The 25,171-nt window shown below is 60.1% G+C and carries 28 protein-coding genes; 11 read left to right on the forward strand and 17 right to left on the reverse strand.

What is annotated here, in order from left to right; translation table 11 throughout:
- Positions 1-31 precede the first annotated feature (31 nt).
- The 10 genes from ACIONG_RS06545 to ACIONG_RS06590 form a co-directional block, all read right to left on the reverse strand.
- The gene (locus ACIONG_RS06545; RefSeq protein ID WP_401297530.1) at positions 32-394 is read right to left on the reverse strand and encodes a DUF6124 family protein; all 363 of its coding nucleotides are present in this window, start codon (positions 392-394) and stop codon (positions 32-34) included.
- 385 nt (positions 395-779) lie between these two features.
- A complete protein-coding gene (locus ACIONG_RS06550; protein WP_401297532.1) occupies positions 780-1,304 on the reverse strand; it encodes a hypothetical protein in 525 nt (174 codons plus the stop codon).
- Between the two features lie 181 nt (positions 1,305-1,485).
- A complete protein-coding gene (locus tag ACIONG_RS06555) occupies positions 1,486-1,848 on the reverse strand; it encodes a DUF6124 family protein (RefSeq protein ID WP_401297534.1) in 363 nt (120 codons plus the stop codon).
- Between the two features lie 501 nt (positions 1,849-2,349).
- On the reverse strand, positions 2,350-2,871 hold the full coding sequence (locus tag ACIONG_RS06560) for a GNAT family N-acetyltransferase (protein WP_401297536.1): 522 nt from the start codon (positions 2,869-2,871) through the stop codon (positions 2,350-2,352).
- Between the two features lie 163 nt (positions 2,872-3,034).
- Complete coding sequence (locus ACIONG_RS06565) at positions 3,035-3,514, reverse strand: GNAT family N-acetyltransferase (RefSeq protein WP_401297538.1); 480 nt, start codon at positions 3,512-3,514, stop codon at positions 3,035-3,037.
- A gap of 13 nt (positions 3,515-3,527) precedes the next feature.
- On the reverse strand, positions 3,528-3,743 hold the full coding sequence (locus ACIONG_RS06570) for a DUF4287 domain-containing protein (protein ID WP_103303384.1): 216 nt from the start codon (positions 3,741-3,743) through the stop codon (positions 3,528-3,530).
- Positions 3,744-3,850: 107 nt separating this feature from the next.
- Positions 3,851-4,654 (reverse strand): tetratricopeptide repeat protein, encoded by an 804-nt coding sequence (locus tag ACIONG_RS06575; protein WP_401297540.1) that lies wholly within the window; start codon positions 4,652-4,654, stop codon positions 3,851-3,853.
- A 312-nt stretch (positions 4,655-4,966) separates the two neighbouring features.
- Positions 4,967-5,545 (reverse strand): LysE family translocator, encoded by a 579-nt coding sequence (locus tag ACIONG_RS06580; RefSeq protein ID WP_401297542.1) that lies wholly within the window; start codon positions 5,543-5,545, stop codon positions 4,967-4,969.
- Between the two features lie 68 nt (positions 5,546-5,613).
- Complete coding sequence (locus ACIONG_RS06585; protein ID WP_213028317.1) at positions 5,614-6,453, reverse strand: AraC family transcriptional regulator; 840 nt, start codon at positions 6,451-6,453, stop codon at positions 5,614-5,616.
- A 127-nt stretch (positions 6,454-6,580) separates the two neighbouring features.
- Positions 6,581-7,135 carry a cytochrome b gene (locus ACIONG_RS06590; RefSeq protein ID WP_401297544.1) on the reverse strand — a complete coding sequence of 185 codons (555 nt, stop codon included), beginning with the start codon at positions 7,133-7,135 and terminating at the stop codon, positions 6,581-6,583.
- A gap of 208 nt (positions 7,136-7,343) precedes the next feature.
- Between ACIONG_RS06590 and ACIONG_RS06595 the strand changes: the two genes are divergently transcribed.
- Genes ACIONG_RS06595 through ACIONG_RS06625 form a run of 7 tightly spaced genes read left to right on the forward strand, consistent with a single transcriptional unit; the run spans position 7,344 to position 13,683 of the window.
- Positions 7,344-8,021, forward strand: a complete 678-nt coding sequence (locus ACIONG_RS06595; protein WP_401297546.1) for a thermostable hemolysin — start codon at positions 7,344-7,346, stop codon at positions 8,019-8,021.
- Complete coding sequence (locus ACIONG_RS06600) at positions 8,011-9,492, forward strand: AMP-binding protein (RefSeq protein ID WP_401297548.1); 1,482 nt, start codon at positions 8,011-8,013, stop codon at positions 9,490-9,492. The genes ACIONG_RS06595 and ACIONG_RS06600 overlap by 11 nt, the downstream gene beginning before the upstream one ends.
- Complete coding sequence (locus ACIONG_RS06605) at positions 9,489-10,163, forward strand: TenA family transcriptional regulator (protein WP_103303378.1); 675 nt, start codon at positions 9,489-9,491, stop codon at positions 10,161-10,163. Before ACIONG_RS06600 ends, ACIONG_RS06605 begins: the two co-directional genes overlap by 4 nt.
- Positions 10,150-10,959 carry an SDR family oxidoreductase gene (locus tag ACIONG_RS06610; protein WP_401297550.1) on the forward strand — a complete coding sequence of 270 codons (810 nt, stop codon included), beginning with the start codon at positions 10,150-10,152 and terminating at the stop codon, positions 10,957-10,959. Before ACIONG_RS06605 ends, ACIONG_RS06610 begins: the two co-directional genes overlap by 14 nt.
- Positions 10,956-11,600, forward strand: coding sequence for a tetratricopeptide repeat protein (locus ACIONG_RS06615; RefSeq protein WP_401297552.1), 645 nt, complete (start codon positions 10,956-10,958; stop codon positions 11,598-11,600). Before ACIONG_RS06610 ends, ACIONG_RS06615 begins: the two co-directional genes overlap by 4 nt.
- Positions 11,601-11,611: 11 nt before the next feature.
- On the forward strand, positions 11,612-12,274 hold the full coding sequence (locus ACIONG_RS06620; RefSeq protein ID WP_103303375.1) for a response regulator: 663 nt from the start codon (positions 11,612-11,614) through the stop codon (positions 12,272-12,274).
- On the forward strand, positions 12,271-13,683 hold the full coding sequence (locus tag ACIONG_RS06625) for an ATP-binding protein (RefSeq protein ID WP_401297554.1): 1,413 nt from the start codon (positions 12,271-12,273) through the stop codon (positions 13,681-13,683). The genes ACIONG_RS06620 and ACIONG_RS06625 overlap by 4 nt, the downstream gene beginning before the upstream one ends.
- Positions 13,684-13,704: 21 nt before the next feature.
- Here the strand turns inward: ACIONG_RS06625 and arsH are convergent, their stop codons facing one another.
- The 4 genes from arsH to ACIONG_RS06645 all read right to left on the reverse strand — a co-directional run bounded on the left by arsH (position 13,705) and on the right by ACIONG_RS06645 (position 16,338).
- Positions 13,705-14,403, reverse strand: a complete 699-nt coding sequence (gene arsH, locus ACIONG_RS06630) for an arsenical resistance protein ArsH (protein WP_401297556.1) — start codon at positions 14,401-14,403, stop codon at positions 13,705-13,707.
- A gap of 12 nt (positions 14,404-14,415) precedes the next feature.
- Entirely contained in the window at positions 14,416-14,886 is a 471-nt protein-coding gene (locus ACIONG_RS06635; RefSeq protein ID WP_103303372.1) for an arsenate reductase ArsC, read from the reverse strand.
- A 24-nt stretch (positions 14,887-14,910) separates the two neighbouring features.
- Positions 14,911-15,258 carry a metalloregulator ArsR/SmtB family transcription factor gene (locus tag ACIONG_RS06640; protein WP_213028308.1) on the reverse strand — a complete coding sequence of 116 codons (348 nt, stop codon included), beginning with the start codon at positions 15,256-15,258 and terminating at the stop codon, positions 14,911-14,913.
- A gap of 195 nt (positions 15,259-15,453) precedes the next feature.
- The gene (locus ACIONG_RS06645) at positions 15,454-16,338 is read right to left on the reverse strand and encodes a LysR family transcriptional regulator (protein WP_401297559.1); all 885 of its coding nucleotides are present in this window, start codon (positions 16,336-16,338) and stop codon (positions 15,454-15,456) included.
- A 133-nt stretch (positions 16,339-16,471) separates the two neighbouring features.
- Here ACIONG_RS06645 and ACIONG_RS06650 point away from each other — a divergent pair, with 133 nt between their 5' ends.
- Both ACIONG_RS06650 and ACIONG_RS06655 read left to right on the forward strand, forming a co-directional pair.
- Positions 16,472-18,121, forward strand: coding sequence for a GMC family oxidoreductase (locus tag ACIONG_RS06650; protein WP_401297561.1), 1,650 nt, complete (start codon positions 16,472-16,474; stop codon positions 18,119-18,121).
- Positions 18,122-18,267: 146 nt separating this feature from the next.
- Entirely contained in the window at positions 18,268-19,890 is a 1,623-nt protein-coding gene (locus tag ACIONG_RS06655; protein WP_401297563.1) for an MFS transporter, read from the forward strand.
- A 49-nt stretch (positions 19,891-19,939) separates the two neighbouring features.
- On the opposite strand, the gene ACIONG_RS06660 is transcribed toward ACIONG_RS06655, so the two are convergent.
- Complete coding sequence (locus tag ACIONG_RS06660) at positions 19,940-20,308, reverse strand: DUF427 domain-containing protein (RefSeq protein ID WP_315446664.1); 369 nt, start codon at positions 20,306-20,308, stop codon at positions 19,940-19,942.
- A 261-nt stretch (positions 20,309-20,569) separates the two neighbouring features.
- Positions 20,570-21,976 carry a serralysin family metalloprotease gene (locus tag ACIONG_RS06665; RefSeq protein ID WP_401297565.1) on the reverse strand — a complete coding sequence of 469 codons (1,407 nt, stop codon included), beginning with the start codon at positions 21,974-21,976 and terminating at the stop codon, positions 20,570-20,572.
- A gap of 278 nt (positions 21,977-22,254) precedes the next feature.
- Between ACIONG_RS06665 and ACIONG_RS06670 the strand changes: the two genes are divergently transcribed.
- A complete protein-coding gene (locus ACIONG_RS06670; RefSeq protein WP_401297567.1) occupies positions 22,255-24,186 on the forward strand; it encodes a DNA topoisomerase III in 1,932 nt (643 codons plus the stop codon).
- 70 nt (positions 24,187-24,256) lie between these two features.
- Positions 24,257-24,760, forward strand: coding sequence for a GNAT family N-acetyltransferase (locus ACIONG_RS06675; RefSeq protein ID WP_401297569.1), 504 nt, complete (start codon positions 24,257-24,259; stop codon positions 24,758-24,760).
- 12 nt (positions 24,761-24,772) lie between these two features.
- Here the strand turns inward: ACIONG_RS06675 and ACIONG_RS06680 are convergent.
- The coding region (locus ACIONG_RS06680; RefSeq protein ID WP_401297571.1) for a hypothetical protein at positions 24,773-25,171 on the reverse strand (399 nt) is incomplete at its 5' end.

Genomic DNA, 25,171 nt, shown 5'->3' on the forward strand with positions numbered 1-25,171 from the left:
GACGAGGGTTGCCCCTCGTCATGTTGGAGGGCTATTTGGGGATTTCGACGTTATCCAGCGCTCGGTTTACCGCGAGTTCGCCGAGCATCACGACTTGGGTGATGCCCAGTGCGGTTTTGCGATGGGAGGTGTCGAGCATGGCGGCGAAGTTGAGGAGCATTTCGCTGGCCGAGCCGAGGGTTTCGCTGGCGTTGGCCAGGAGCGATTCCGTGTCGTACTTCGGGTTGGCGAGGTACATGGGTTCCGGCTCGTTGGTGCTGGCCATGATTTGGTCGGAAGGTTTGAGGTAATGGTCGAGGGCGCGTTCGGCGGCTTCGTGGAATTTCTTGGAGTCGGGGGATTCGTACGGGGATGCGGGGTCGGTTTCTGGTGGGTTCGGCGTTACTTTGAACATAGATGAAGCTCCTAACACATTTGAGGAGGCTTCACCCTTTCGCTACCAAACGAAGGGTGGCGGCCATGCACAGGTTGGTAGACCGGGTGTTAGGATCCGGCGCGCCCTAGGACGCCCTGTACATGACCACCATAAATCCGAAACGAAGAAATCTCGGCGATGGTGGAGCTGTACATCTAACACCGGGCTACCAAACCCGATCACTGTTTTTCAGTGACCGACAAACGATAGAACCCGCGACCTAGATGCACAAGCCGGCGGATTCTGGCGTAGTCGTAGGCGATGGCGCAAGGAATTGTAGGGCATGACCAGCAACGTACGACGCGCATTAAACAAACGCGTCGTTTCTTGTTTATAGGCCAGTAGAGGTGTTAGACACTGAGATTCAATGCGTCTCAAAAGAATTCCACTGGTGCGTATCAAGGGCCAGCGCGCAGTAGGGTTCAAAAACGTAAAGCTCAAGCGCATTTTCGATGGCAATTGCTGCCACTTGGAGTGTCTTTAAATAGGATTGGGCCTCTATGAATGAGGTACCGAATAAGGCGTCATCCATTGCCTTCGCGCGCGTCAGTTTGGAGATCGTTCGATCTGGATGCTTAGCCATCGCTATTCGAAAAGCCAGGCTGGCGTCGAAATGTGTTTTACCGAAGACGTGCTGACGAAGCCGACTGACCACACTTCTGGAAATACCCACGTAGATAGGCACCCCGTTGTCGATCAGCACATAGCAACCCGAAAAGTCATGTGCCAGATCGAACTGTTTTAGCAGCGATTTCGTGCCAACTCTCGGAACTGAAAATGCCTCCATCTCTCGCGGATCAGCCAGAGCGCTTTTCATTCTGCACATGTGGCCGGGCAGTACCGTTGTGGCTAACGCTTCAAATGTGTGCGGGCATTCATGTAATGGCATTCGAAAAAAGCTCGCTCTATAAGTAGATACCAACGCTAGCGCGGCAGATCGGCTCATGACAAGCCATGTAATACACGCCTGTTTGAAACAACATCTGAAACATCACTGATTGAAATACGGCGTATCTGGATAGCTCTCTGCAGCGAAGAGCAAAGGCGATCGCTGCAGAGAGCTCTAATTTCTATTTCGGTAGTTCGACGTTGTCGAGTGCCCGGTTTACCGCGAGTTCGCCGAGCATCACGACTTGGGCGATGCCCAGTGCGGTTTTGCGATGGGAGGTGTCGAGCGTGGCGGCGAAGTTGAGGAGCATTTCGCTGGCCGAACCGAGGGTTTCGCTGGCGTTGGCCAGGAGCGATTCGGTGTCGTACTTCGGGTTGGCGAGGTACATCGGCTCGGGCTCGTTGGTGCTGGCCATGATTCGGTCGGAGGGTTTGAGGTAGTGGTCGAGGGCGCGTTCGGCGGCTTCGTGGAATTTCTTGGAGTCGGGGGATTCGTAGGGGGATGCGGGGTCGGTTTCTGGTGGGTTGGGCGTTACTTTGAACATGGTGAAACTCCTAGTTAATAAAAAAGGAGCCTTCACATTCGCTACCAAACGAAGGTGGCGGCCATACGCGGGTTGGTAGACCGGTAACTAGGACCCGGCACACCCGAAGGTGTCCTGCGCATGGCCACCATTGAGCAGTGACCCGACAGGGTCTGCGAACGGTGCGCGATGCGACTAGTTATGGCGGGCTACCAAACCCGATCACTGTTTTTTAGTGACCGACAAACGATAGAACCCGCGACCTAGACGCACAAGCCGGCGGATTCTGGCGTAGTCGTAGGCGATGGCGCAAGACGTTGTAGGGCGCAGGTGGTTACGGGAGGCTTCGTTTAAACATCGGCGTTGTTTGCCGTTTATTGCATTCAGTGAATGAGGTGGTGATTGGGTTGGCGCCATCGCGGGCAAGCCCGCTCCCACAGGGGATGTGGTTGGCTTGGGCCTGGTAGCGGCTGGGTAGGCTCATTCCTACGGGCGGTATGCGTTTCGAATCACCGGCCTTGTTCAGGCGGGGTTGCGCTGGATTCGAAACACCAGGCTAGGGGCTTTGCCCGGCACGTCGTCGAGCAGTCCGAAGCGGCGCAGGCCGATTTTCTCCAGCACCTTTATCGACGCGGCGTGATCAGGCCTGACCAGGCCGAACACTTCGGGTAATCCGAGGTGGTCGAAGGCGTGGGTCAACGCGGCTTGCCCCGCTTCTGTTGCGTAGCCGTGGCCCCACGCTTCGACGGCGAAGCGATAGCCGAGGTTGATCACCGATTTCCCCAGATAGTCATGCGTCGCGATGCCGGCGAATCCGAGTATGTGGTCAGGGGATTGGGCGCTGGTGATTGTCCACCAGCCATAGCCGTGGGTAGCCCAGTGCTTGATCCAGCGCTCAAGCAACGCCTCAGCCTGGGCGAGGTCGGTCATGGGCCCGGCAGGGTTGAACAGGTTGGTCTGCGGGTCGCCGAAAATGGCGAAAACGGCGGGTAGGTCGGCGAGTTGCGGTTGCCGGTATATCAGGCGGGATTTGGTGGCAGACATGATCAAAAACCTTGTTGGAAGATTCTCGGAAACACAGGTTGGTTCGGCGGGCGCCATCGCGAGCAGGCTCACTCCTACAGGGGGCGGGCCAGACCCTAGATCATTTCTGGCTGGACGGACGCCATCGCGGGCAAGCCCGGCTCCCACAGGTTTCGTGGGTTGCTCAGGTTTTGTGGCGTGTCATGTGAATCAGCGCTGATCGCCCGCCACCCGGTGCAGGGCGTTCTTCGATGGCGAACGGGACGAAGCCGAGTTTCGGGTAGAGCAATAATCCGGCGGTGTTTTCGTTGAAGCAGGAGAGTTGCACTTCGTTGGCCTGATACTTTTCAAAGCCCAGTGTGGTCATGGTTTCGATGATGTATCGGGCCACGCCTTTGCCACGGGCACTTGGCGCGACGATGACATTGCCGATGCAGCAGATGCCGTTGTGTTCGGCGCGGTAGAAATTGGCGAAGCCGACGACTGATCCATCCGCCTCGAAAATGCTCGAGTCGAAACGTTGGCTGATCGCTGTGTGCAGTTGTTCTTCCGTCAACGGAAAGTGCGCTTTCGGGAACATGAAAAACAGCTCTTGTTCGCCTTGGGGAAAGCTGCAGACGGTTTTGACGTCTTCGGCGAGCACGGGTCGGTGGGTGAAGTTCATCGCTGCCCTGCCCTCACTTTTTGCTGGCCGCCAGATGATGCGCGACCAGTGCGTTGGCATGGCCGTGGCCCATGCCGTGTTCGTCCTTGAGCCACGCCACCAGTTCCATGTGTTTCTTGTCGGTGATGCTGGCGAGCAGGTTCAGCCAGTGGTCGATGGGTTGGCCGTACTTCTTTTCGATGGAGGGGAAGTACGACGCCGGGCCTTTTACTTTGTTGTCTTCGCTCATGCTGCAAGCTCCCTGGGATCGCGACGGAGGGTCGGCGGACGCTCCTTGTCGGCAAGCCATAGAGTGGACGCGAGAGGCAAATCCGGCAAGTGGCCCGGGTTGTTCGCTTACTTCGAAATGAGTTCTGCCATTCTCTGCAGATCAGTCTTGCCGTCGGTCATGACGGTGGACCTGATCCAGTAGGTTTTCTGCTCCGGCGGCAGGATTGGCTCGGCAGGGAATCGGTAATCAGCGTAGCCCTGCAATACCTTTTGGTCGACAGCGCTATTCCCGGAGCTTTGCACCAGTGAGATCGTCGGCACCGGCACACCGGGGATGCCTTCCAGTTGCACCGTCACCGGTTGGCTGTCGCGCGCGGTCATTCGCTCTCTCTTCAAGGTTTCTTCGATGGCCAGTGCCCTGTTTCTCAAACGATAGCGCACGTCGCTTTCAAAGATTTCGTTGTAGCGCGCTTGTTGCGCGGTGGTCATCGTTACGCCTCGGGAGCGCAGACGTTGCAGGACACTCAAGGCGCCGTCGACGCCATTGGCACTGCTGAGGTAATACTTCAGCGCGCCTTGCAGATCCTGCGGGCCACCCTTGCCGAACTCGAGGAACTCGGCCACTTTGAACTCCGCGTCGGCATGGCCGGGATTGACCACGGAGCGCTGATAGAAGTCCCGGGCAGCCACCAGATCGACGGGCCCGCCCACGCCGTTTTCGGCCATGGCGCCCAGTCGGCTATAGACGCTGGGGTCTCTGCCGACCATCGACTCGTAAAGACCTCTGGCCTTGGGAAAGTCCTGCGCCACGCCGTGACCATGCTCGTACATCAAGCCGAGCACCACTGCGCAGTTGACGTACTGGGGGCTGAGATAACGAATTTCCTCGACTTCTCTGGCGCTGATCGATGGTTGTTTGTAGATGGACACACAACGAGCGTCGGGGAGCTGATTCTTTGAGGATTGGAGTTGAGGTTCGCCAAGGGTTTTACACCCGGAGATGAGTGCCGTAAGCGCGAGTAAAGTGACAACCTTGTTCATGACTGCTTCCATTGAAATCGTGCTGACTGCATCGGCAGGCTTGCTCAAAAGCTGAAGCTTCGATTACTCAAACTTTGCACAAAACCCTGTAGGAGTGAGCCTGCTCGCGATGGCGTCTGTTCAGTTGATATCAATATTGACTGAACCACCGCCATCGCGAGCAGGCGAAGGCCTACAGGGGGTTTTGCGTGCGATCAAAGATCAGCTGTGCAGGATCGCAGTCGCGGATGAGACCACCAATAGCACGGCGAGGATCCGGTTCAGCCAGCGCAGCTGCGCCGGGTTACTCAGCCATCTCGCCGCCCCTCGGCCGAGCAGTGCCCAGATCGCGAGGCAGGGCAGCGATACCACGAAGAACACCAGACACAGCGCATTCAACCCCTGCCCTTGCGCGGTGAACACGCTGATCACGGCAATCGCCATGAACCATGATTTGGGGTTGACCCATTGCAGCAGTGCAGCGCCGATCAGGCCCATTTCAGCCTTTTCTTCCCCGGCGGCGGCATTGATGTCGGTGACCGGGGCCGTGAAGATCTGCCACGCCAGCCACAACATCCAGCACAGTCCGAGGCCGCTGATGATCGGGCGCACGCCGGGCAGCATCAACGTGCTGGCGCCGGCGCCGACGACCCATACAAGCGAAGCGGCACCCATGCCCGCGCCCAGAATGATCGGCAGACACGGTCGCCAGCCGCGCCGGGCGCTGGTGCTGAGGACGATCAGGTTGGTCGGGCCCGGGGTGATGGAGGCGACGAAGGCGAAGAGAATGAATGCAAGCATGGCACGGCCCTTTAGGAAGTCAGGGCTTACTGTGGCGGTTGCGGAGCGCGGCAGTCTTGAACGTTTGTTCAGCGGCGGATGATGCCTGTAGCGCGCTGTTGATAGGCACCCGGGGTGATGCCATAGGCGCGCACAAACCAGCGGCCCAAATGGCTTTGGTCAGAGAAACCGAGTCTGCTGGCGACGTCCACCGGTTGCACACCGGCGGCGAGCATCTGTCGGCCACGACTGAGGCGCAACTGGATCAGCCAGGCATGCGGCGCCAAACCATAGGCAGCCTTGAACGCACGGGTCAGGCGGAAGCGGTCGGTGCCGCAGACCTCTGCCAGGGTTTGCAGACTGATGTCCTGTTCGTGATAGGCCATCAGGTAATCCCGGGCTTGTCGGGCGATCAAGGGTGCGCGGGTTGCCGTTGTGGGTTGCGGCCGTCGGTACAAATGGCTGGCGAGGCGTTCCAGGAAAGAATCCAGCGCGACGTCCCGCACCATGCGCACATCCTGCTGATGCAGCGCATTGAAGGCAAACAGGGTTGCGCGGGCCAGTTCTGGATCGTCGTTGAGCACGCTGCCGATACCCGGCAAACCGCTGCCGAAACGGCCCAGGTGTAAACCGTCCAGCGCCTGTTCCAGCCACGTGGGTTGCAGGTAGAGCATGCGATAGGTGAAACCGTCGGGACTCGGCGCATCACCGTCGTGGATGTCGCCGGGTTCGAGCATGAAGACCTTGCCCGGCGTGCTGTCATGCCGCGCCCGGCGGCTGTTGAAGCGCTGCACGCCTTGCTCGGTGAAACCGATCAGGTAGGTTTCGTGCCAGTGCGGATCGTACGCGTGCGCGTGCCCGGCGAAATGCGCGTGCAGGGTTTCAATGCCGGTTTCCCGGTCGTGGGTGAGGTTGATCCAGTTGCTCATGGCTTGCTACAGAGTGGTGGGCTGGGGCTAGTAACCCACAGTTGACCTCGTGCGGCTAGAAGGTTTGTGCAACGTTCGTCCGCTGAACCGACGCCCCCTGTGGTAGCCCGCCTGCACTTTTAGCGGTTCAGCGGTTGCCCGAGCGACCGGGCAGGATGCGCACCAGCGTGTTGTCGCGCACCCAATAGTGGTGGAATAACCCCGCCACCGCGTGCAGGCCGATCAGCCAGTAGCCGGTGCTGCCGATCAATTCATGCCAGTACTTGAGGCGTTTGGCGAAATCCGCATCGATGGCGACAGGCGCAGGCACATGAAAGCCAAAGTACGGGAACGGCTTGTCGCCGGCGGCGAGCATCAGCCAGGCGAGGACCGGCGTAGCGATCATCAAGCCATAGAGGGCCAGGTGCGTCAGGTGCGCGATGCCGGTCTGCCAGGCGGGAGGCTTGGGGGAGATCGGTGGGCGCGGAGTCAGGCGACCGAGCAGGCGGACCCACACCAGGGCGAAGATGCTCGCACCGAACAGGCCGTGGAAGCCCATCAGCAGGCCTCGCGCTTCGCTGCCCTTGGGCATGTAGCCTTTGATTTCAACGCAGGCGTAAACACCTACGAACAGCACCAGCATCAGCCAGTGCATCGTGATCGAGAGTTTTCCATAACGGCTTGCGGCATTGTCGCGGGTCATAAGTAGCGCCTCGTGATTGTCGTGAGTGACGGTCGATGGCGACGACGGTCACGTTCCTTTGGCCGGGCTGACCGACGGTGTCACCCTGCCCGGCGAGTCTTAAGACAGTCTGAAGATCGGCCGGCAGATTAACCTTTTTTCACCTTCAGACTTCGTTAAGAAATGGCTCGGATACTTCGCTCAAATCCATGAGGGAGGCGTTCTGCCCATGCCCGATTTCGACTGGAACATCCCCCTGCCCCTGCACTTCGGCCAGGCCGAGACGCCGCAGATGACGCTGACCCATGCCTTGCCGGACGACGCCCATCGAACGTCGTTCGAGGCGTTTATCCAGCAACGCTTTCGCAAAGCTCACGGCGCTGACATCCGCCACTTCATGCCCGAACTGTTCGGCATGCACAACAGCGACGGTGAACTGTGTGCGGTGGCCGGTGTGCGCCGCGCGCATCTGGAGCCGTTGTTTCTGGAGCGCTATCTGGATGAGCCGATCGAGCCGCTGATCAGCGCGGCAGCAGATCGCGCGGTGGATCGCGCAGCGATTGTCGAGGTCGGCAACCTTGCGGCCAGCGACACCGGCAGTGCGCGCCTGAGCATCATCGCTATCACCTATTTGCTGGCCATGGGTGGTCTGGAGTGGGTGACGTTTACCGGCAATATCGGGTTGGTCAACAGCTTCCATCGTTTAGGTCTGAAACCGGTGACATTGTGCGCCGCCGACCCGGAGCGACTGGGTGACGAGCGTCAACATTGGGGCAGTTATTACGAAAGCAAACCTTGGGTTCACGTCGGCAACATTCGCGCCGGGTTTATCCATTTGCGCAATATCGGACTGTTTAACCGGCTGGGATTGCCGACTTCGATTGAAGGAGCTTTCCATGTCGCTTGAACTGCAACGCTTTCAGGAAACCTTGCGCAGCCATGCCGGGCGCAACGACAACACCACTGCCCTGTGGGGCGACACGCTGAAAATCGATTACACCACTCTGTACGCCGAGGTCATGTATCGCCAGGAGCGTTTGCGCGACGAGCGCGTGCAAGTGGTCGCACTGGCGCTGGATAACGGGGTCGACGCGATGCTCTGGGATCTGGCCGTGCTGTTCGAAGGCCTGACCTGCGTGACGCTGCCGCCGTTTTTCAGCGCGGCGCAACGCGCGCATTGTCTGGAGCTGAGCCAGGCTGAACGGGTGATTGCCGAGCCGGAGCTGGAAGCTGAATTGCTCGGCGCCGGTTACGTGAAGAATGGCGAGTTCTGGTGCCGAACCTTCAGCGGCCCGAGCCGCCTGCCCGCTGGCACTGCCAAACTGACGTTTACCTCCGGCACCACCGGCACACCGAAAGGCGTTTGCCTGAGTGCCGACAGTTTGTTGCGGGTGGCGCGTGAGCTGGATCAGGCCAGCGAACCGACCGGCCCGCAGCATCATCTGGCGTTGTTGCCACTGGCGATTCTGCTGGAAAACCTTGGCTGTTATGCGGCGTTGTATGCCGGTGCGAAGCTGAGTCTGCCGAGCCAGAGAACCCTCGGCATTCAGGGCGCCAGCGGTGTCGATATTCCACGCCTGCTCGGCTATCTGGCCAGCCGCGCGCCGGAGAGTCTGATTCTGGTGCCGCAGCTGTTACTGATGCTGGTCAGCGCCGCTGAACAGAAAGCCTTCGACCCACAAAATCTGCGCTTCGCCGCGGTCGGTGGCGCACGGGTCTCCGAAGATCTGCTGCACCGCGCGCAACGGGTCGGCCTGCCGGTGTATGAAGGTTATGGCTTGTCCGAGTGCGCCTCGGTGGTCTGCCTCAATCGGCCCGGTGCACGGCGTCCGGGGAGTGTCGGCCGACCTCTGCCGCATGTCGAGGTGCGCTTGGCCGAGGACGGCGAAGTGCTGATCAAGGGCTCGCCGCTGCTGGGTTATCTGGGCGATGCGCCCTACGCCGAAGAGTGGTGGCCGAGCGGCGATCTGGGCGAGTTCGATCCGGAAGGTTTTCTCTATCTCAAGGGTCGCAAGAAGCATCAGTTCGTCACCAGTTTCGGGCGCAACGTCAACCCGGAATGGGTCGAGTCCGAGCTGACCCAGCGCCGCCACATCGCTCAGGCGTTCGTCTACGGCGAGGCGATGCCGCACAACCATGCCCTGCTCTGGCCGCATCGCGCCGATTGCAGTGACGCGGAACTGGCCGCTGCGGTGGCCGAAGCCAACGAAGCCTTGCCCGATTACGCCCAGGTCCATCGCTGGACACGTCTAGCGCAGCCATTCACCGCCGCCAATGGCCTGCTAACCGCCAATGGCCGCCCGCGTCGCGACGCCATCGTCGCGCAATACCACGACCAACTGACCCCATCGGCCGTTTCCGAGGAATCCGCATCATGAATTTTTTCGACACCCTGCAAGAAGCCACACAGCAGGAACGCCACGAGTTGTTCAACCTGCCGATCATTCTTGATGCACTGGAAGGCAAGGTCAGTCTTGAGAGCTACCGGGCATTTCTCGCCCAGGCCTATTACCACGTGCGCCACACGGTGCCGTTGATGATGGCTTGCGGCGCGCGCTTGCCGACACGTCTGGAGTGGTTGCGCAAAGCGGTGTGCGAGTACATCGAAGACGAATACGGCCATGAGCAGTGGGTGTTAAACGATATCGCCGCGTGCGGTGGTGACCGCGACGCCGTGCGCGATGGTCAGCCGTCGCTGTCGATCGAGTTGATGGTCAGCTTCCTCTACGACCTGATCGCCCGGGGCAATCCGGTAGGCCTGTTCGGTATGGTCAACGTGCTTGAAGGCACCAGCATTGCCTTGGCCACCCATGCAGCGGGCAGCATTCGTGAGCGTCTGGCGCTGCCGGAAACGGCGTTCAGCTATTTGAGTTCCCATGGCTCGCTGGACATCGAGCACATGCAGACCTACCGCCGACTGATGAACAGGCTGGAAGACCCGCAAGATCAGGCGGCGGTCATTCATGCCTCGAAAGTCGTCTATCGCCTGTACACCGACATGTTCCGTGGCTTGCCGCGTGACGCGGAGGCTCAACATGCAGCTGCGTGAGGCGCGTGTTGTCTTGACTGGCGCCAGTGGCGGCATCGGCGTGGCCATCGCCAGTGCCTTGTGCGTTGCCGGCGCCCAGGTATTGGCCGTGGCCCGGCATCAGGAGGCGCTGCTGCCGCTGCTGGAGCGTTATCCGCAAAATCTGTGCTGGGTCGCCGCCGACCTGACCTTCCTCAGCGACCGGCGCAAAGTGCTGGCCGCCGCCGAAGCCATCGGCGGCATCAACCTGCTGATCAACGCGGCCGGGGTCAATCACTTCGCCATGCTCGAACAGCTCGATGACAGCGACATCAACGCGATGCTCGCGGTGAACATCAGTGCGCCGATCTGCCTGACCAAACTGCTGTTGCCACTGCTCAAGCAGGCCGACAGCGCCATGGTGGTCAACGTCGGCTCGACCTATGGCTCGATCGGCTACCCCGGTTACGCCAGCTACTGCGCGACCAAATTTGCCCTGCGCGGGTTTTCCGAAGCACTGCGTCGAGAGTTGGCCGACACCCGCGTCAGCGTCCTCTATGTCGCGCCCCGCGCTACACGCACGTCGATGAACAGCGCCGCTGCGCAAGCCTTGAACGATGCCTTGAAATCCAACGTCGATGACCCGCAAACCGTGGCCTCGGCGGTGATTCACGCAATTGCCGGCGACCGTCGCGATCTGTATCTGGGCTGGCCAGAACGTTTCTTCGTGCGCCTCAACAATCTGCTTCCACACCTGGTTGATCGTGGTCTGCGCAAGCAGTTGCCGCTGATCCGCCGCCTCAGCGAAAAAACCGACAACGAGACCCCCAAGCCATGAAAAAAGTCTTCGCATGCCTGCTGCTCGGTGCCCTCAGCCAAAGCGTCTGGGCGCTGGATGCGGCTGATCAACAGCGCCTGAGCGGCATCCAGCAGAACTGGGCGCACATCCAATATGAAGTGGCGGAAAAACAGCGCGCCGCCGCGTTTGAACAACTGTCTGCCGATACCAACGCCTTCACCACGCAACGCCCGAACGTGGCTGAAGCCTGGATCTGGAAAGGCATCGTCACCAGCAGTTGGGCAGGTGCCGAGGGCGGGCTCGGTGCCTTGGGCAAGGCCAAGGAAGCCAAGGCTGATCTGGAAAAATCCCTGACCCTCGATCCCAAAGCCCTGCAAGGCTCGGCCTACACCAGCCTCGCCGCGCTGTATGACCGGGTACCGGGCTGGCCAATCGGTTTCGGTGACAGCGACAAGGCCGAGCAACTGCTCAAACAGGCATTGCAACTCAATCCCGACGGCATCGACAGCCTGTACTTCTGGGGCGATCACCTCTACCGTGAAAAACGCTACGCTGAAGCCAAACAGGCGCTGCAAAAAGCCCTGCAAGCGGCACCGCGCCCTGGCCGCGAGAGTGCCGACGCCGGGCGCCGCAAAGAAATCGCCGCCCTGCTGGTGGACGTCAACAAGAAACTCGACTGACAGGAGTCCGCGTGCGTTTATTACTGATTGAGGATGATGTAGCGCTCGGTGAAGGCATTCATCAGGCATTGGGCCGCGAAGGCTACACCGTCGATTGGCTCAGGGACGGTAGCAGCGCGCTGCATGCGCTGCTCAGTGAAACCTTCGACGTAGCGGTGCTCGATCTCGGTCTGCCACGCATGGATGGCCTCGATGTGCTGCGGCGTCTGCGCGACAGCGGTTCGAATCTGCCGGTGCTGATCCTCACCGCCCGCGATGCCACCGAAGACCGCATCGCCGGGCTGGATGCCGGCGCCGATGACTATCTGGTCAAACCGTTCGATCTGGCCGAACTCAAAGCGCGTTTGCGCGCCCTGTTGCGGCGCAGTGCCGGACGCGCTCAGGCGCTGATCGAGCACGCCGGCATCAGCCTCAATCCCGGCACCCAGCAGGTCAGTTATCAAGGCCAGCCCGTGGCGCTGACGCCCAAGGAATATCAGCTGTTGCATGAACTGCTCTCGCCGCCGGGCCGGGTGATGACTCGCGATCAACTGATCCAGTTGCTCTACGGCTGGAATGAAGAGGCGGAAAGCAACACCCTGGAAGTGCACATCCATCACCTGCGCAAGAAGTTCAGCACTGACCTGATCCGTACCATCCGTGGCGTGGGTTATCTGGTGGAGGAGCGCCGATGACCTCGATCCGCCGTCGCACGCTGACGCTGATCATCGGCCTGTTGCTGGCCGGTCTGGCAGTGCTCAGTACGTTCAACCTGCATGACAGCAACCACGAAATTGCCGAAGTCTACGATGCGCAACTGGCGCAGAACGCCCGACTGCTGCAAGGCGTGATGCGCATGCCGATGGCGAGTACCGAGCACACGCAGTTGTATCAGGCGTTCAATCAGGCCCTCGGCGAGGCCAAGCCACGGGTGGATGGCCATCCTTACGAAAGCAAAATCGCCTTTCAGGTGTGGAATCCCAAAGGCGAAGTGTTGGTACACACCGCCAGTGCGCCCTCCTTCACCGCCCCGCCCACCCTGCCCGGCTTCAGTGACGTGGTGGATTTGAAAGGTCGGCAATGGCGCGCATTTCTGCTGGAAGACAAACAGAACGACCTGCGCATCTGGGTCGGCGAGCGTGACGATGTGCGCGCCGACCTGGTTGACCGCATCGTTCGCCACACGCTGTGGCCGAACGTGTTGGGCAGTCTGATGCTGGCGGCGATGGTCTGGCTCGCCATTGGCTGGGGGCTCAAGCCACTGGCGAACATGGCCGCGACCCTGCGCGCGCGTCACAGTGGATCACTGGAGCCGTTACAACTGACACCGTTACCCAGCGAACTTGAACCGATGCAGGCCGCGCTCAACCGAATGCTCGCGCAGATCCAGGAAGTGCTCGGTCGCGAACGCCGCTTCATCGCCGACGCGGCCCACGAAATGCGCACCCCGCTGGCGGTGCTGCGGGTGCATGCGCAAAACCTGCTGGAAGCCGGTACCGAACAGGAACGCCGCGACTCGCTGGCTTTTCTGATCGCTGGCGTCGACCGTACCAGCCGCCTCGTCAACCAGTTACTGACCATGGCGCGCCTGGAACCCAAACCCGATCCGCCGCCGCTGCAACGCATCGATCTCAGCGACACCGTGCGCAACAGCCTCGTGCAACTGACGCCGTGGCTGCTGAGCAAGCGTCTGGAACTGGCCTTTGAGGACAGTGCCGAACCGTTCCACGTCATGGCCAGTGTTGCCGCCATCGACATTGCCCTGAACAACCTGATAACCAACGCTGCGAACTTTTCCCCGGAGCACGGTGTGATCACCGTGACGCTGAGGCAAGCCGATGGCTTCTGCCATTTGAGCGTCGAAGACCAGGGGCCGGGCATTGATGAGGCGGATCGGGCACGGTTGTTTGAACGGTTCTACAGCCGTGGCAACGTGCAGGGGGCGGGATTGGGGCTGACCATCGTCAACACCATCGCAACGCGCTTGGGTGGGCGGATTACGCTGATCAATCGCGCCGAGGGCGGATTGCGGGCGACGTTGTCGATCCCTGACGGAGGGCCGCGCCCTTCGGCGCAGCGCAGCACCCGCGAGCCACCGCCCTAGCTGAAACGCGTAACTGCAGCTTCAAATCGACCGCTGATTGACCCGCGCCATCAGTTGCTCGGCGCTTTCCTTGCGCTCCGAATAGCGATCGACCAGAAACTCCTGACGATCGCGCAGCAGCACGGTGAACTTCACCAGTTCTTCCATTACATCGACGACACGGTCGTAGAACGGCGACGGTTTCATCCGCCCGGCATCGTCGAATTCCATGTAAGCCTTCGGCACCGAAGACTGGTTGGGGATGGTGAACATGCGCATCCAGCGGCCCAGTACGCGCAGTTGATTGACCACGTTGAAGGACTGCGAGCCGCCACACACCTGCATCACCGCCAGGGTTTTGCCCTGGGTCGGGCGAACCGCGCCAAGCTCCAGTGGAATCCAGTCGATCTGCGCCTTGAACACCGCCGACATCGCCCCGTGACGCTCCGGCGAACACCAGACCTGGCCTTCCGACCACAGCACCAGATCGCGCAGTTCCTGCACTTTCGGGTGGTCGACGGGGACATCGTCAGGCAATGGCAGACCGGACGGATTGAAGATGCGCGTCTCGGCGCCGAAATGCTCCAGCAGCCGTGCGGCCTCTTCCACCAATAAGCGGCTGAATGAGCGTTCGCGAGTTGATCCGTAGAGCAACAGAATGCGCGGTTTGTGCTTACCCGAAGTTGAGGTTTTCAAGCCTTCGAACAGGGTTGGGTCAAGATTGGGCAGATGTTCTGACATATGTCCTCCGGCTTAGAGTGAGCCGATACGATCCAGCTCACGCTGGAGCTCAGCACGACTGAGCGTTTTGAAAGGAAGCCCGAGAAAGGTTGCACAGCGGCGTTCGATGATTGCCAGCGTGGCACGGAACGCCGCATCCACCGTGACATCGTCGCCGATCACAGCGGACGGATCTTCCAGCCCCCAATGGGATTTGAGGGCCGGGCCGAAGTACACGGGACAGCTTTCACCGGCGGCCTTGTCGCACACGGTAATGACAATGTCGGGCGGGTTGTTTTCAAAGGCGTCATTGCCCTTGCTGTATAAGCCATCGGTAGAGATACCGGCCTGTTGCAGCGTGGCAAGACTGCGCGGCAGCACCTGGCCTTTGGGGAAGCTTCCGGAGCTCACCGCCTCGAATCCCGGGCGCGCCAAGTGATTGAACATGGCTTCGGAAAGAATGCTGCGGCAACTGTTGGCCGTGCACATGAACAAGACTCGCATTGGAAAATTCCTGGCAGTTGGGGTTCAGCAGCACGCAGCTTCGCGGACGGGACGGCTATCCATGTGCCGCAGGCGCGAAGCGTTGTCCTTGAGCCAGTCGGCGTTGGCCTTCGACGTCACCTGCAGGATCTGGTGAACCCAGTCCGGCAGATCTGGATTGAGCCGGTAATAAACCCACTGACCCTGACGACGATCCAGCAGCAAGCCATTGCTGCGCAGTTGCGCGAGGTGGCGGCTGATTTTCGGTTGGCTGTCGTCGAGAGCGCACATCAGCTCGCAGACACAGAGTTCGCCTTGATCGGCGATCAGCAGGGTGGCGCGGACGCGGGTTTCGTCGGCCAGGCTTTTGAAGACTTCGGGGGGCGTGATCATCAGGGGCGCACCGTACATATGGACCGCCGAATATACGGATATCCATATATTATTCAAGCCCGGATTTGCCCGACACCGAAGAACCCTGTGGGAGCTGGCTTGCCAGCGATAGCGGAGGATCAGTCGATGCAGATGTTAGATGTCAGTCCGTCATCGCGGGCAAGCCCGCTCCCACAGGTTTTGATGCAGCTAGCACTACCCGCGTAACAGGCCCTGCTCTGCTTCGCACAGGCCAACGACATAATCCCAGACCACCCGCAGCCGCACCGACTTGTGCAACTCGCGCCGCGTGCTGATCCAGTAACTGCGCTCGATGCTTTCATCCGGCAGTAACGGAACCAGATCCGGGTCGGAGGCGGCCATGTAGCAAGGCAACACCGCAATGCCCAATCCCGAGCGTGCCGCTTCCTGCTGGGCGATGACGCTGGTGCTGTGAAACACAACGCGAGGGCTGCGGCAGAAGCTGTTGAGGAACATCAGTTCCTGGCTGAACAGCAGATCATCGACATAGCCGATCCACGCATGCCGCCCGAGGTCTTCGCGGCTGCGCAGCGGTGGTGCGTTGTCGAGATACCTTTGGCTGGCGTAGAGCGCCAAGCGGTAGTCGGTGAGTTTGCGTGTGACCAGCATGTCCGCCGCCGGACGTTCCAGATGAATGCTGATCTCCGCCTCGCGGTTGAGAATGCTGACAAAACGCGGCACCGCGACCAGTTCCACTTCCAGCCCCGGATAGCGTTCAAACAGGCCGATCATGCGGCTGGCGAGAAATTTGACGCCGAGCCCTTCAGTCACGCCGACGCGGATCTTGCCCAGTGGGGCGGTGGATTGAGTGATTTCTTCCTGGGCCAGCAGCGCGACGTTCTCCATGGCTTCGGCGTGTTTGAGCAGCGCCTCCCCCGCCGGGGTCATTTCGTAGCCTTGGGCGTGCTGGACGAACAGCGCGGTGCCGAGGCTTTTTTCGATGGCCTCGATGTGGCGGGCGACGGTGGCGTGAGTGGTGTTCAGGCGGCGGGCGGCGGTGAGCAGGCGACCGCTGCGTTGCAGTTCGAGAAAAAACCGCAGGTCGTTCCAGTCGAACATGGGGTGTCCTTGTCAGCTATGGTCAGTCAAGGCTGTTTAAAAACGCACAGCGGCTGCGCAAAAACTAACATTCTTTTGACGAAAGCTAACAACTAGAGTGTCCGACAATAAAAACAAAAAGCGAGGTCAGGGAATGCAGACTTCCCTTGATGAATACGATTACATCGTGGTCGGCGCCGGCCCTGCCGGGTGCCTGCTGGCCAATCGATTGTCGGCCGATCCGCAGCAGCGCGTGTTGCTGCTCGAAGCCGGCGGACGCGACAACTATGCGTGGATTCACATCCCCGTCGGCTATCTGTTCTGCATCGGCAACCCGCGCACCGACTGGTGCTTCAAGACCGAAGCGCAACCCGGCCTGCAAGGTCGCGCCCTGAGCTATCCGCGCGGCAAAGTGCTCGGTGGCTGTTCCTCCATCAACGGCATGATCTACATGCGCGGCCAGGCTGGCGACTATGACGGCTGGGCAGCCGAGGGCAATCCGGGCTGGACCTGGAACGATGTTCTGCCCTTGTTCAAACAAAGCGAAAACCACTTTGCCGGCGCCGCCGAATTTCACGGCGCCAAGGGTGAGTGGCGGGTCGAGCAACAGCGTTTGTCGTGGCCGATTCTGGACGCGTTTCGCAGTGCGGCCGAACAGAGCGGCATCGCCAGCATCGATGACTTCAATCAGGGCGACAACGAGGGTTGCGGCTACTTTCAGGTCAACCAGAAGGCCGGCGTGCGCTGGAACGCGGCGAAGGCGTTTCTCAAACCCGTGCGCAATCGCGCCAATCTGACGGTGTTGACCGGGGTTGAGGTGGATCGCGTGCTGCTGGAGGACGGTCGCGCATCGAAAGTCAGCGCCCGCCACGAAGGCCAGGTGAAACGCTTCAAGGCGCGCAAGGAGATTGTGTTGTGCGCCGGTTCTGTCGGCTCGCCGAGCATTTTGCAGCGCTCGGGGATCGGCCCGCGGCCACTGCTGGAACGCCTCGGTATCGGCGTGATTCATGAACTGCCGGGGGTCGGCGGCAATCTGCAGGATCACCTGCAACTGCGACTGATCTACAAACTGGAAAACGCCCGCACCCTCAACCAGATCGCCGGCAGCGTGTGGGGCAAGATGGGCATGGGCCTGCGTTATCTGTACGACCGCAGCGGGCCGTTGTCGATGGCGCCGAGTCAGTTGGGTGCGTTTGCCCGCTCCGGGCCGGAGCAGACTTCCGCCAATCTGGAATACCACGTGCAGCCGTTGTCGCTGGAGCGTTTTGGCGAGCCGTTGCACAGCTTCCCGGCGTTCACCGCTTCGGTGTGCGATCTGCGTCCGCAGAGCCGGGGGCGCATAGAAATCCGCTCGGCGGATCCGCAAGCAGCGCCGCTGATTCAACCCAACTATTTAAGCCATCCCGAAGACCTGCGCGTGGCCGCCGATGCAATCCGCCTGACCCGCCGCATCGTCAGCGCGCCGGCCCTGCACGCGTTCAAACCGGTCGAGTATTTGCCCGGGGACAGCCTGCAAAGCGAAGCGCAACTGCATGAAGCAGCGGCCAGAATCGGCACGACGATTTTTCACCCGGTCGGCACCTGTCGCATGGGCAACGACGTCGACGCGGTGGTCGATGCGCAGTTGCGTGTGCACGGGGTCCCCGGGCTGCGCATCGCCGACGCCTCGATCATGCCGCGCATCACCTCGGGCAACACCTGCTCGCCTACGCTGATGATTGCCGAGAAAGCGGCGCAACTGATCCTGGCTGGACCTGTACACAGTCCCAATGTGGGAGCGGGCTTGCCCGCGATGACGGTATGACATTCAACATCGAAATTGGCTGACCCACCGCAATCGCGGGCAAGCCCGCTCCCACAGGTTTTTACGGCAGACCAAAGGCATCGCGCATCACCCGGACACGCAACACCAGTGGAACAACAAAAACAATCACTGTGAGGGATACCGATATGTCAGAACACGCTCAGCCGCTGGACGCCGTGCGCAGCACGGATACCAGCCCGGATACACGCAAAGTCATCTTCGCTTCATCACTGGGCACAGTGTTCGAGTGGTATGACTTCTTCCTCTACGGCGCCCTTGCCGCGGTGATCAGCAAGCAGTTCTTCGCCGGGGTCAACGACACCACGGCGTTCATCTTTGCGCTGATGGCGTTCGCCGCAGGCTTTATCGTGCGGCCGTTCGGGGCACTGGTGTTCGGTCGGTTGGGGGACATGATCGGGCGTAAATACACCTTTCTCGCAACGATAATCCTGATGGGAGTAGCGACGTTCTGCGTCGGCCTGTTGCCGACCTACGCCAGCATCGGCATCGCTGCACCAATCATTCTGGTGGTGCTGCGCATGCTTCAGGGCCTGGCCCTCGGCGGTGAATACGGCGGTGCCGCGACTTATGTGGCGGAACACGCGCCGATCGGCAAGCGCGGCTTCCACACCAGCTGGATTCAGTCCACCGCGACCCTCGGCCTGCTGCTGTCGCTGCTGGTGGTGCTCGGTTGCCGTTACTTTACTGGCGACCAATTTGAAGTGTGGGGCTGGCGGATTCCGTTCCTGCTGTCGATTGTGCTGCTGGGCATTTCCACCTGGATTCGCCTGAGCCTGCACGAATCGCCGGCGTATCTGAAGATGAAAGAGGAAGGCAAAACCTCGAAGGCGCCGATCCGCGAATCCTTCGGCAAATGGGAAAACCTCAAAGTGGTGCTGATCGCCCTGTTCAGCATCAACGCCGGGCAAGCGGTGACCTTCTACGCAGCGCAGTTCTATGTGCTGTTCTTCCTCACCCAGTTCCTGAAAATGGACCCGGCGGTGGCCAACACGTTGTTGATCATCAGCGTGGTGATCGGTGCGCCGTTCTTCATTTTCTTCGGCTGGCTGTCGGACAAGGTCGGACGCAAACCGGTGCTGATGCTCGGCCTGTTGCTGGCGACAGCGCTGTACTTCCCGATCTTCAAATCCCTGGCGCATTACGCCAACCCGGCGATCGATCAGGCCAGCCGTCAGGCACCGATCACGGTGCTGGCGGACCCGGCCACCTGCACGTTCCAGTTCGACCCGGTGGGCAAAGCCAAATTCGACAGCCCGTGCGACAAGGTCAAAATCTTCTTGGTCAAGCAAGGCCTGCCCTACTCCAGCGCCGCCGCGCCGGCCGGCAGCGCTGTGCAAGTCAGCGTGGGCGATGTGAAACTCGACGGCTTCGACGAAGCGGCCTTGCGCGGCGCAATCACCCTCGCCGGCTACCCGCAACAGGCCGATTTGCAGCAGATCAACAAGCCGATGATCGTCGCGCTGATTGTGGCGCTGATCATCATCTCCGCCATGTGCTACGGCCCGCTGGCCGCACTGATGGTCGAGCTGTTCCCGACGCGTATTCGCTACACCTCGATGTCCCTGCCGTACCACATTGGCAACGGCTGGTTTGGCGGTTTTCTGCCAACCGTGTCGTTTGCGCTGGTGGTGTACACCGGGGATATTTTCTATGGGCTGTGGTATCCGGTGTTGATTACCGGGGTGAGCCTGGTGGTGGGAATGATCTGTTTGCGCGAGACAAAGAATATCGATCTGGACAAGAACTGAGCTTACCTGAGGCGAGGGACCAAGCTCCCTCGCCACACGTTGGTTGAGGTCAGGCGTCAGCCTTGATCACCTCGAACTTCACCTGGTCCGGATAAAACGCCACGTAGTTCTGGATGTCTTTGACTGACACTTTCGGGTGCTCATAAGTCCACACCGCATTCGCGCCCTCATGACCCGGCACCTGCAGGCTGAAGTAACTGGCATCGCCCTTGTACGGGCAGTAACTGGTGTGGTCGGTACGGGCGAAATATTTTTCGTCGATGTCTTCGCGGGGGACGTAGTACACCGGCGGATAGTTGGCCTCGTTGAGCACCAGTACGTGGGAAGACGCAGCGACCTGGATGCCGTGAAACTTCACCAGCAGGCAACCTGGGAGCTCTTCGAGGGTAATGACAGGGCTGGGACCGGAGCTTTTCATGGGTTTCTCCTGAATACGGCAAAGAGACCGGTTCAGGTATAGCCCATAGGGTCAGGTCAGGGCGATTTTGCAGCCGAACGGCCAGAAGCCCCTCACCCCAAGGAGCCTACCGAGGTGTCTTTTCGTTCTACACCGACCTGAAAGTGCTTCTTCGATTATCGATTCAGCGATGTGCTATCAGGTCGGCGTATGTCTTCAGCATTCCCCAATCGGTCCCCTCTCCCACTGGGAGAGGGTTAGGTGAGGGCCGCGCTTCAGGCATCAGGCAACAATGTCAGTCGCCACCGCCTGCCCCACCACACCCACGGCAAAATCAACCTGCCCTTGCCCGGTCAGGTCGACCAGCAGCCCGGTCTGACCGTGCTGCGCGTAGTACGTCAGGATCGCATCGCCGGCATGGCCGGTGAAATTACTGACGAAGTTCAGCGTAGCCGCACCCGTTGCAAACTCGGCAATGCCCGACAGGTCGATCTTGTCCAGGCCGCTTTTGAAATCCATGATCCAGTCCGGCTGGTTGTTGGTCGAGTCGCTGGCCGCGCCGAACACGAAAGTGTCTGCACCCTCGCCGCCCCACAGCACATCCGCGCCGCCACCGCCGTAAAGGATGTCGTTGCCGGCACCGCCGAACAGATGGTTGATCGCCGAATTGCCGATCAGCAGGTCATTGCCCGAACCGCCCACCGCATTCTCCACGGTCACACCGTAAGCAATCGAAACGTTGCCCACCAGGCCGCCGACATCGGAGAACGAGCCTTCATTGAGGTTGATCTTCTGGTTCTGGGTGAAACCGGAGAAATTCAGGGTGTCATCACCGCCCCCGTCCCACACCGAGAACACCAGTTTCGACGACGCCGACGTGGCGCTGTAGAAATCGCGCCCGGCGTTGGAACCGAAACCGTAGGTGGTGTTATCGGCGCGAGTCTCATAGTTGGCGCCGTAGAGTTTCTGCACCGCAACAATATCGTCCAGCAACGGCGCCGACGCGTACGCACCGCTGCCATCCTTGCTGAAGTTCTGGTCGGTGTTGGCTTCGCTCCAGTAGCTCATCAGGCTGTAGCCACGGGTATCTTCAGCGTATTTGGCGTCGTTGTAGGTCGGGCTGCCATTGCCGGCGTTGTAGGCGCCCGGGTGTGACAGGCCGAGGGTGTGACCGATTTCGTGGGTCAGGGTCTGGCGCCCGTAGTTGTTGGTGCCAGGGGTTTTGTTGACCTGATATTGATCGTTGATCAGATACCACGACTGACCGTCGTAGCTGCCGCCACTCGGCAGGTAAGCAAACGCAGCGCCGCCCGTGCTCACGTCGTAGTTGCCGAAGGTCATGTGGCCGTCGCCGCCCTTGCCTTCAGTGAACGAGACCTTGGCCACATCGGCCCAGGATTGCATGGCCAACACGGCTTGCGCCTTTTGCAGGGCGCTGAACTCGCTGAAGTTACCGAGTTTCGGGTTGTAGTTCGCGGGTTTCTCGGTCAGGAAGGTGTAGCTGAGGTCGATTTTGCCGTCAGCATTCTTGTCGCCCCACGCCAGGTTCTTGCGCAGGATTTCGTCAGCGGCCTGATCGGCGGTGAACGACGGTTTGCCATTGACCAGCCCGACACCACGGTCATACAAGTGGCTGAAGGTGTTGATTTCATCGTAGGCGCTGCTGGTTTTCGCTTTGGCTTGAGCCATGGTGGACTTCCTTGTTTCTGAGTAGTCAGTGTCGACAGACCACGGCGATCTCCTGGCGAGATCGTCCTGTCACTCGCGTTTGTGAATCGCCAAAAAACCTGACACAGCTGCAAACCGGGTACTAATCAATTTCTCGATAGCGCTGTGCGGTGCCCCCGAATTACCCGTCATTTCCCGCAACTCTTTTTATCTGTATATCCATACAGATAAAAGTTGCCCGTGGCGCCAACTGCGGCCATTCTGTGCACCTCTGCGGACATTGATCGACGATGGTGGTTATGCGGCTGTACCTCTGTGAAAAACCTTCCCAGGCCAAAGACATTGCGGCCGTGCTCGGCGCCAGACGTCGCGGCGACGGCTGCTGGCTGGGAACGGACGTCACGGTGACCTGGTGCATCGGCCACCTGCTGGAAACTGCACCGCCAGATGCCTACGACGCCCGCTACAAGCGCTGGGTGCTGGCGGATCTGCCGATCATTCCGGACAAATGGAAAATGACCGTCAAACCGCGCACTGCCAGCCAGTACAAAGCGGTGAAACGCCTGCTTGGCGAGGCCAGCGAACTGATCATCGCCACCGACGCCGACCGTGAGGGCGAGATGATCGCCCGGGAACTGGTCGAGCACTGCCGTTATCGCGGACCGATCCGCCGACTGTGGTTGTCGGCGCTCGACGAGGCGTCGATCCGCAAGGCACTGGCCGCGCTGAAACCCGGCGCCGAGACCTTCAGCCTGTATCACTCGGCACTCGGCCGCTCGCGGGCGGACTGGCTGATCGGCATGAACATGAGTCGCCTGTTCACCCTTCTCGGCCGGCAGTCGGGTTATCAAGGTGTGTTGCCGGTCGGTCGGGTACAGACGCCGACATTGCGCCTGGTGGTGGATCGTGATCGCAGCATCGCCGATTTCGTGCCGGTGCCATTTTGGGCGATCGATGTGGAATTGCTGCATGAAGGGACGCCGTTTACCGCGCAGTGGCGGGCGCCTTCGGATGCTTGTGACGATCAGGAGCGCTGCCTGAATCAGGCACTGGCGCAACAAGCGGCAGCGGCCATCAGCAGTGCCGCCAGTGCGCGAGTAGTGAAACTGCGCACCGAGCGGATGCGCGAAGTGGCGCCCCTGCCCTTCGATCTCGGCACCTTGCAGGAAGTCTGCTCGAAGAAACTCGGCCTTGGCGCGCAGGAGACCCTCGACATCGCCCAGGCGCTTTATGAGACCTACAAAGTTGTCACCTATCCGCGCAGCGATTGCGGTTTTCTGCCCCTGAGTCAGCACAGCGAGGCACCGGGGATTCTCGAGGCGCTGCGGCAGGCCGACCCAAGCCTTGAGGCGTTGAACGGTTTTCTTGACCCGCAGCGCCGTTCCCGGGCATGGAACGACGCCAAGGTCAGCGCGCACCACGGCATCATCCCCACCGCCGCCGCGAAAAATCTTGAGCGGCTGAGCGGCAAGCACCGTGCGGTTTACACATTGATCCGCGCGCGTTATCTGGCGCAGTTTCTGCCCAACCACGAATACGATCGCACCCAGGCCGATTTCGATTGCGCCGGTGAAGCCCTGCGCGCGGTCGGCAAGCAGATCATTGAACCGGGCTGGAAACGCGCCTTGCCCGAGGCTCTCGCCCCCGCCAAGGGTCGTGAGGCTCCAGCGCCACAAACATTGCCGACACTGAGCCAGGGCATCGAGTGCGCCGTCGCGGGTGTGAAGCTCAAGGATTTGTGGACGCAGCCGCCTAAACCCTACACCGAGGGTGATCTGATCAAGGCGATGAAGAACGTCGCCAAACTGGTCGAGGATCCACTGCTCAAACAGAAACTCAAGGACACCACCGGCATCGGCACCGAAGCCACCCGTGCGTCGATCATTCAGGGTTTGCTGGATCGCGGCTATCTGGTGAAAAACGGCAAGGCGCTCGCCGCCACGCCTGCTGCTTTCAGCCTGATCGACGCCGTGCCCCGTGCAATCGCCGACCCGGGCACCACGGCGATCTGGGAACAGGCACTGGACATGGTGCAGAGCGGCGAGATGAGTCTGGAAGAGTTCGTCACCAAACAGGCGGCGTGGATGAGCAAACAAGTGACCCGCTGCTCCGGCCTGAGCCTGACCATCAGCGGCCCGCCACCTGCCGGCAAAGCGGCTGCACCGTGGAAGAAAAAGCGCAAATCGACCCGCAGCAAAACTACCGGCACAACCAAACGCACCGCCAGGTAGCGACGACGTATCCTGTGACAAAGGGTCTTGAGTCCACACTGATGTGATGCCTTTGCCGGAGTTGATCCTAATGCCCACCATCGAACTGCAGCCCGCCCAACGCGATAAACTGCAAACCATTGAAAACCTGATGCAGTTCTACATGTACGACTTCAGCCAATGGCTGCCCCTGAAGCTGGCCGAGCATGGTTTCTTCAGCATCCAGCCCAAGGACGATTACTGGCGCCATCCGGCAACCAGACCCTTCCTGATTCGCGTCGACGGCGAACTCGCCGGTTTCGTCACCGTAGACGACACAACCCACATCGCCGGCGCCGAGCACAACATCGGCTACTTCTTCCTCACGCGGCGCTTTCGTGGCCAAGGCGTCGCGCAGTTTGTCGTCTCTGCCCTCTTGAGCAAAATCCCAGGTCAGTGGCAAATTTTCCATATCGACGCCAACCGGCCTGCACAGCGCTTCTGGGCCGGGCTGATCCCTGCATTGAGCGGCGGCGAATTCACTCAGCAGCAGCGTGAAGTGGACGGTTATCCGTGCACGTTCTACGTTCTGTGTGCGCCCTTTTCCGTTGCCTGAACGGATCCTTTCTCATTCCAGAACTGCTTTGTCCGACAATATGTAGTGCTCAAAAATAATCACTACAAAACCGTTGACGGCGTCGTTTTGCTTTTGCATGATGAAGACGTTCCCCGATCGGGAACATTTGGTAACACGCTTGAGCAAACTCGTCTGACCGCCGAGTTGTTTTTTCCGGATACACGCTGCCCACAAGGCAGATTGAAGAAGCTGACCTGGCCCGAACGTCCAGTACAAGGACGAGAAGCGCTGGCGAAAATTCTCAAGACGCTTGTGGTCGACACTGAAAATGTCGTCAAGGAGCCTCCCGGTTTTCGCTGCTTCTCCTCGTTGTGACGCTATTGCGTAGCAGTTATTCAACACGACTACATGATAGTTAGTGATTAGTGTTTTGTTATATTGTTGTTGTGC

The sequence above is a fragment of the Pseudomonas sp. NPDC087817 genome (assembly GCF_044742875.1).
Taxonomy (GTDB): domain Bacteria; phylum Pseudomonadota; class Gammaproteobacteria; order Pseudomonadales; family Pseudomonadaceae; genus Aquipseudomonas.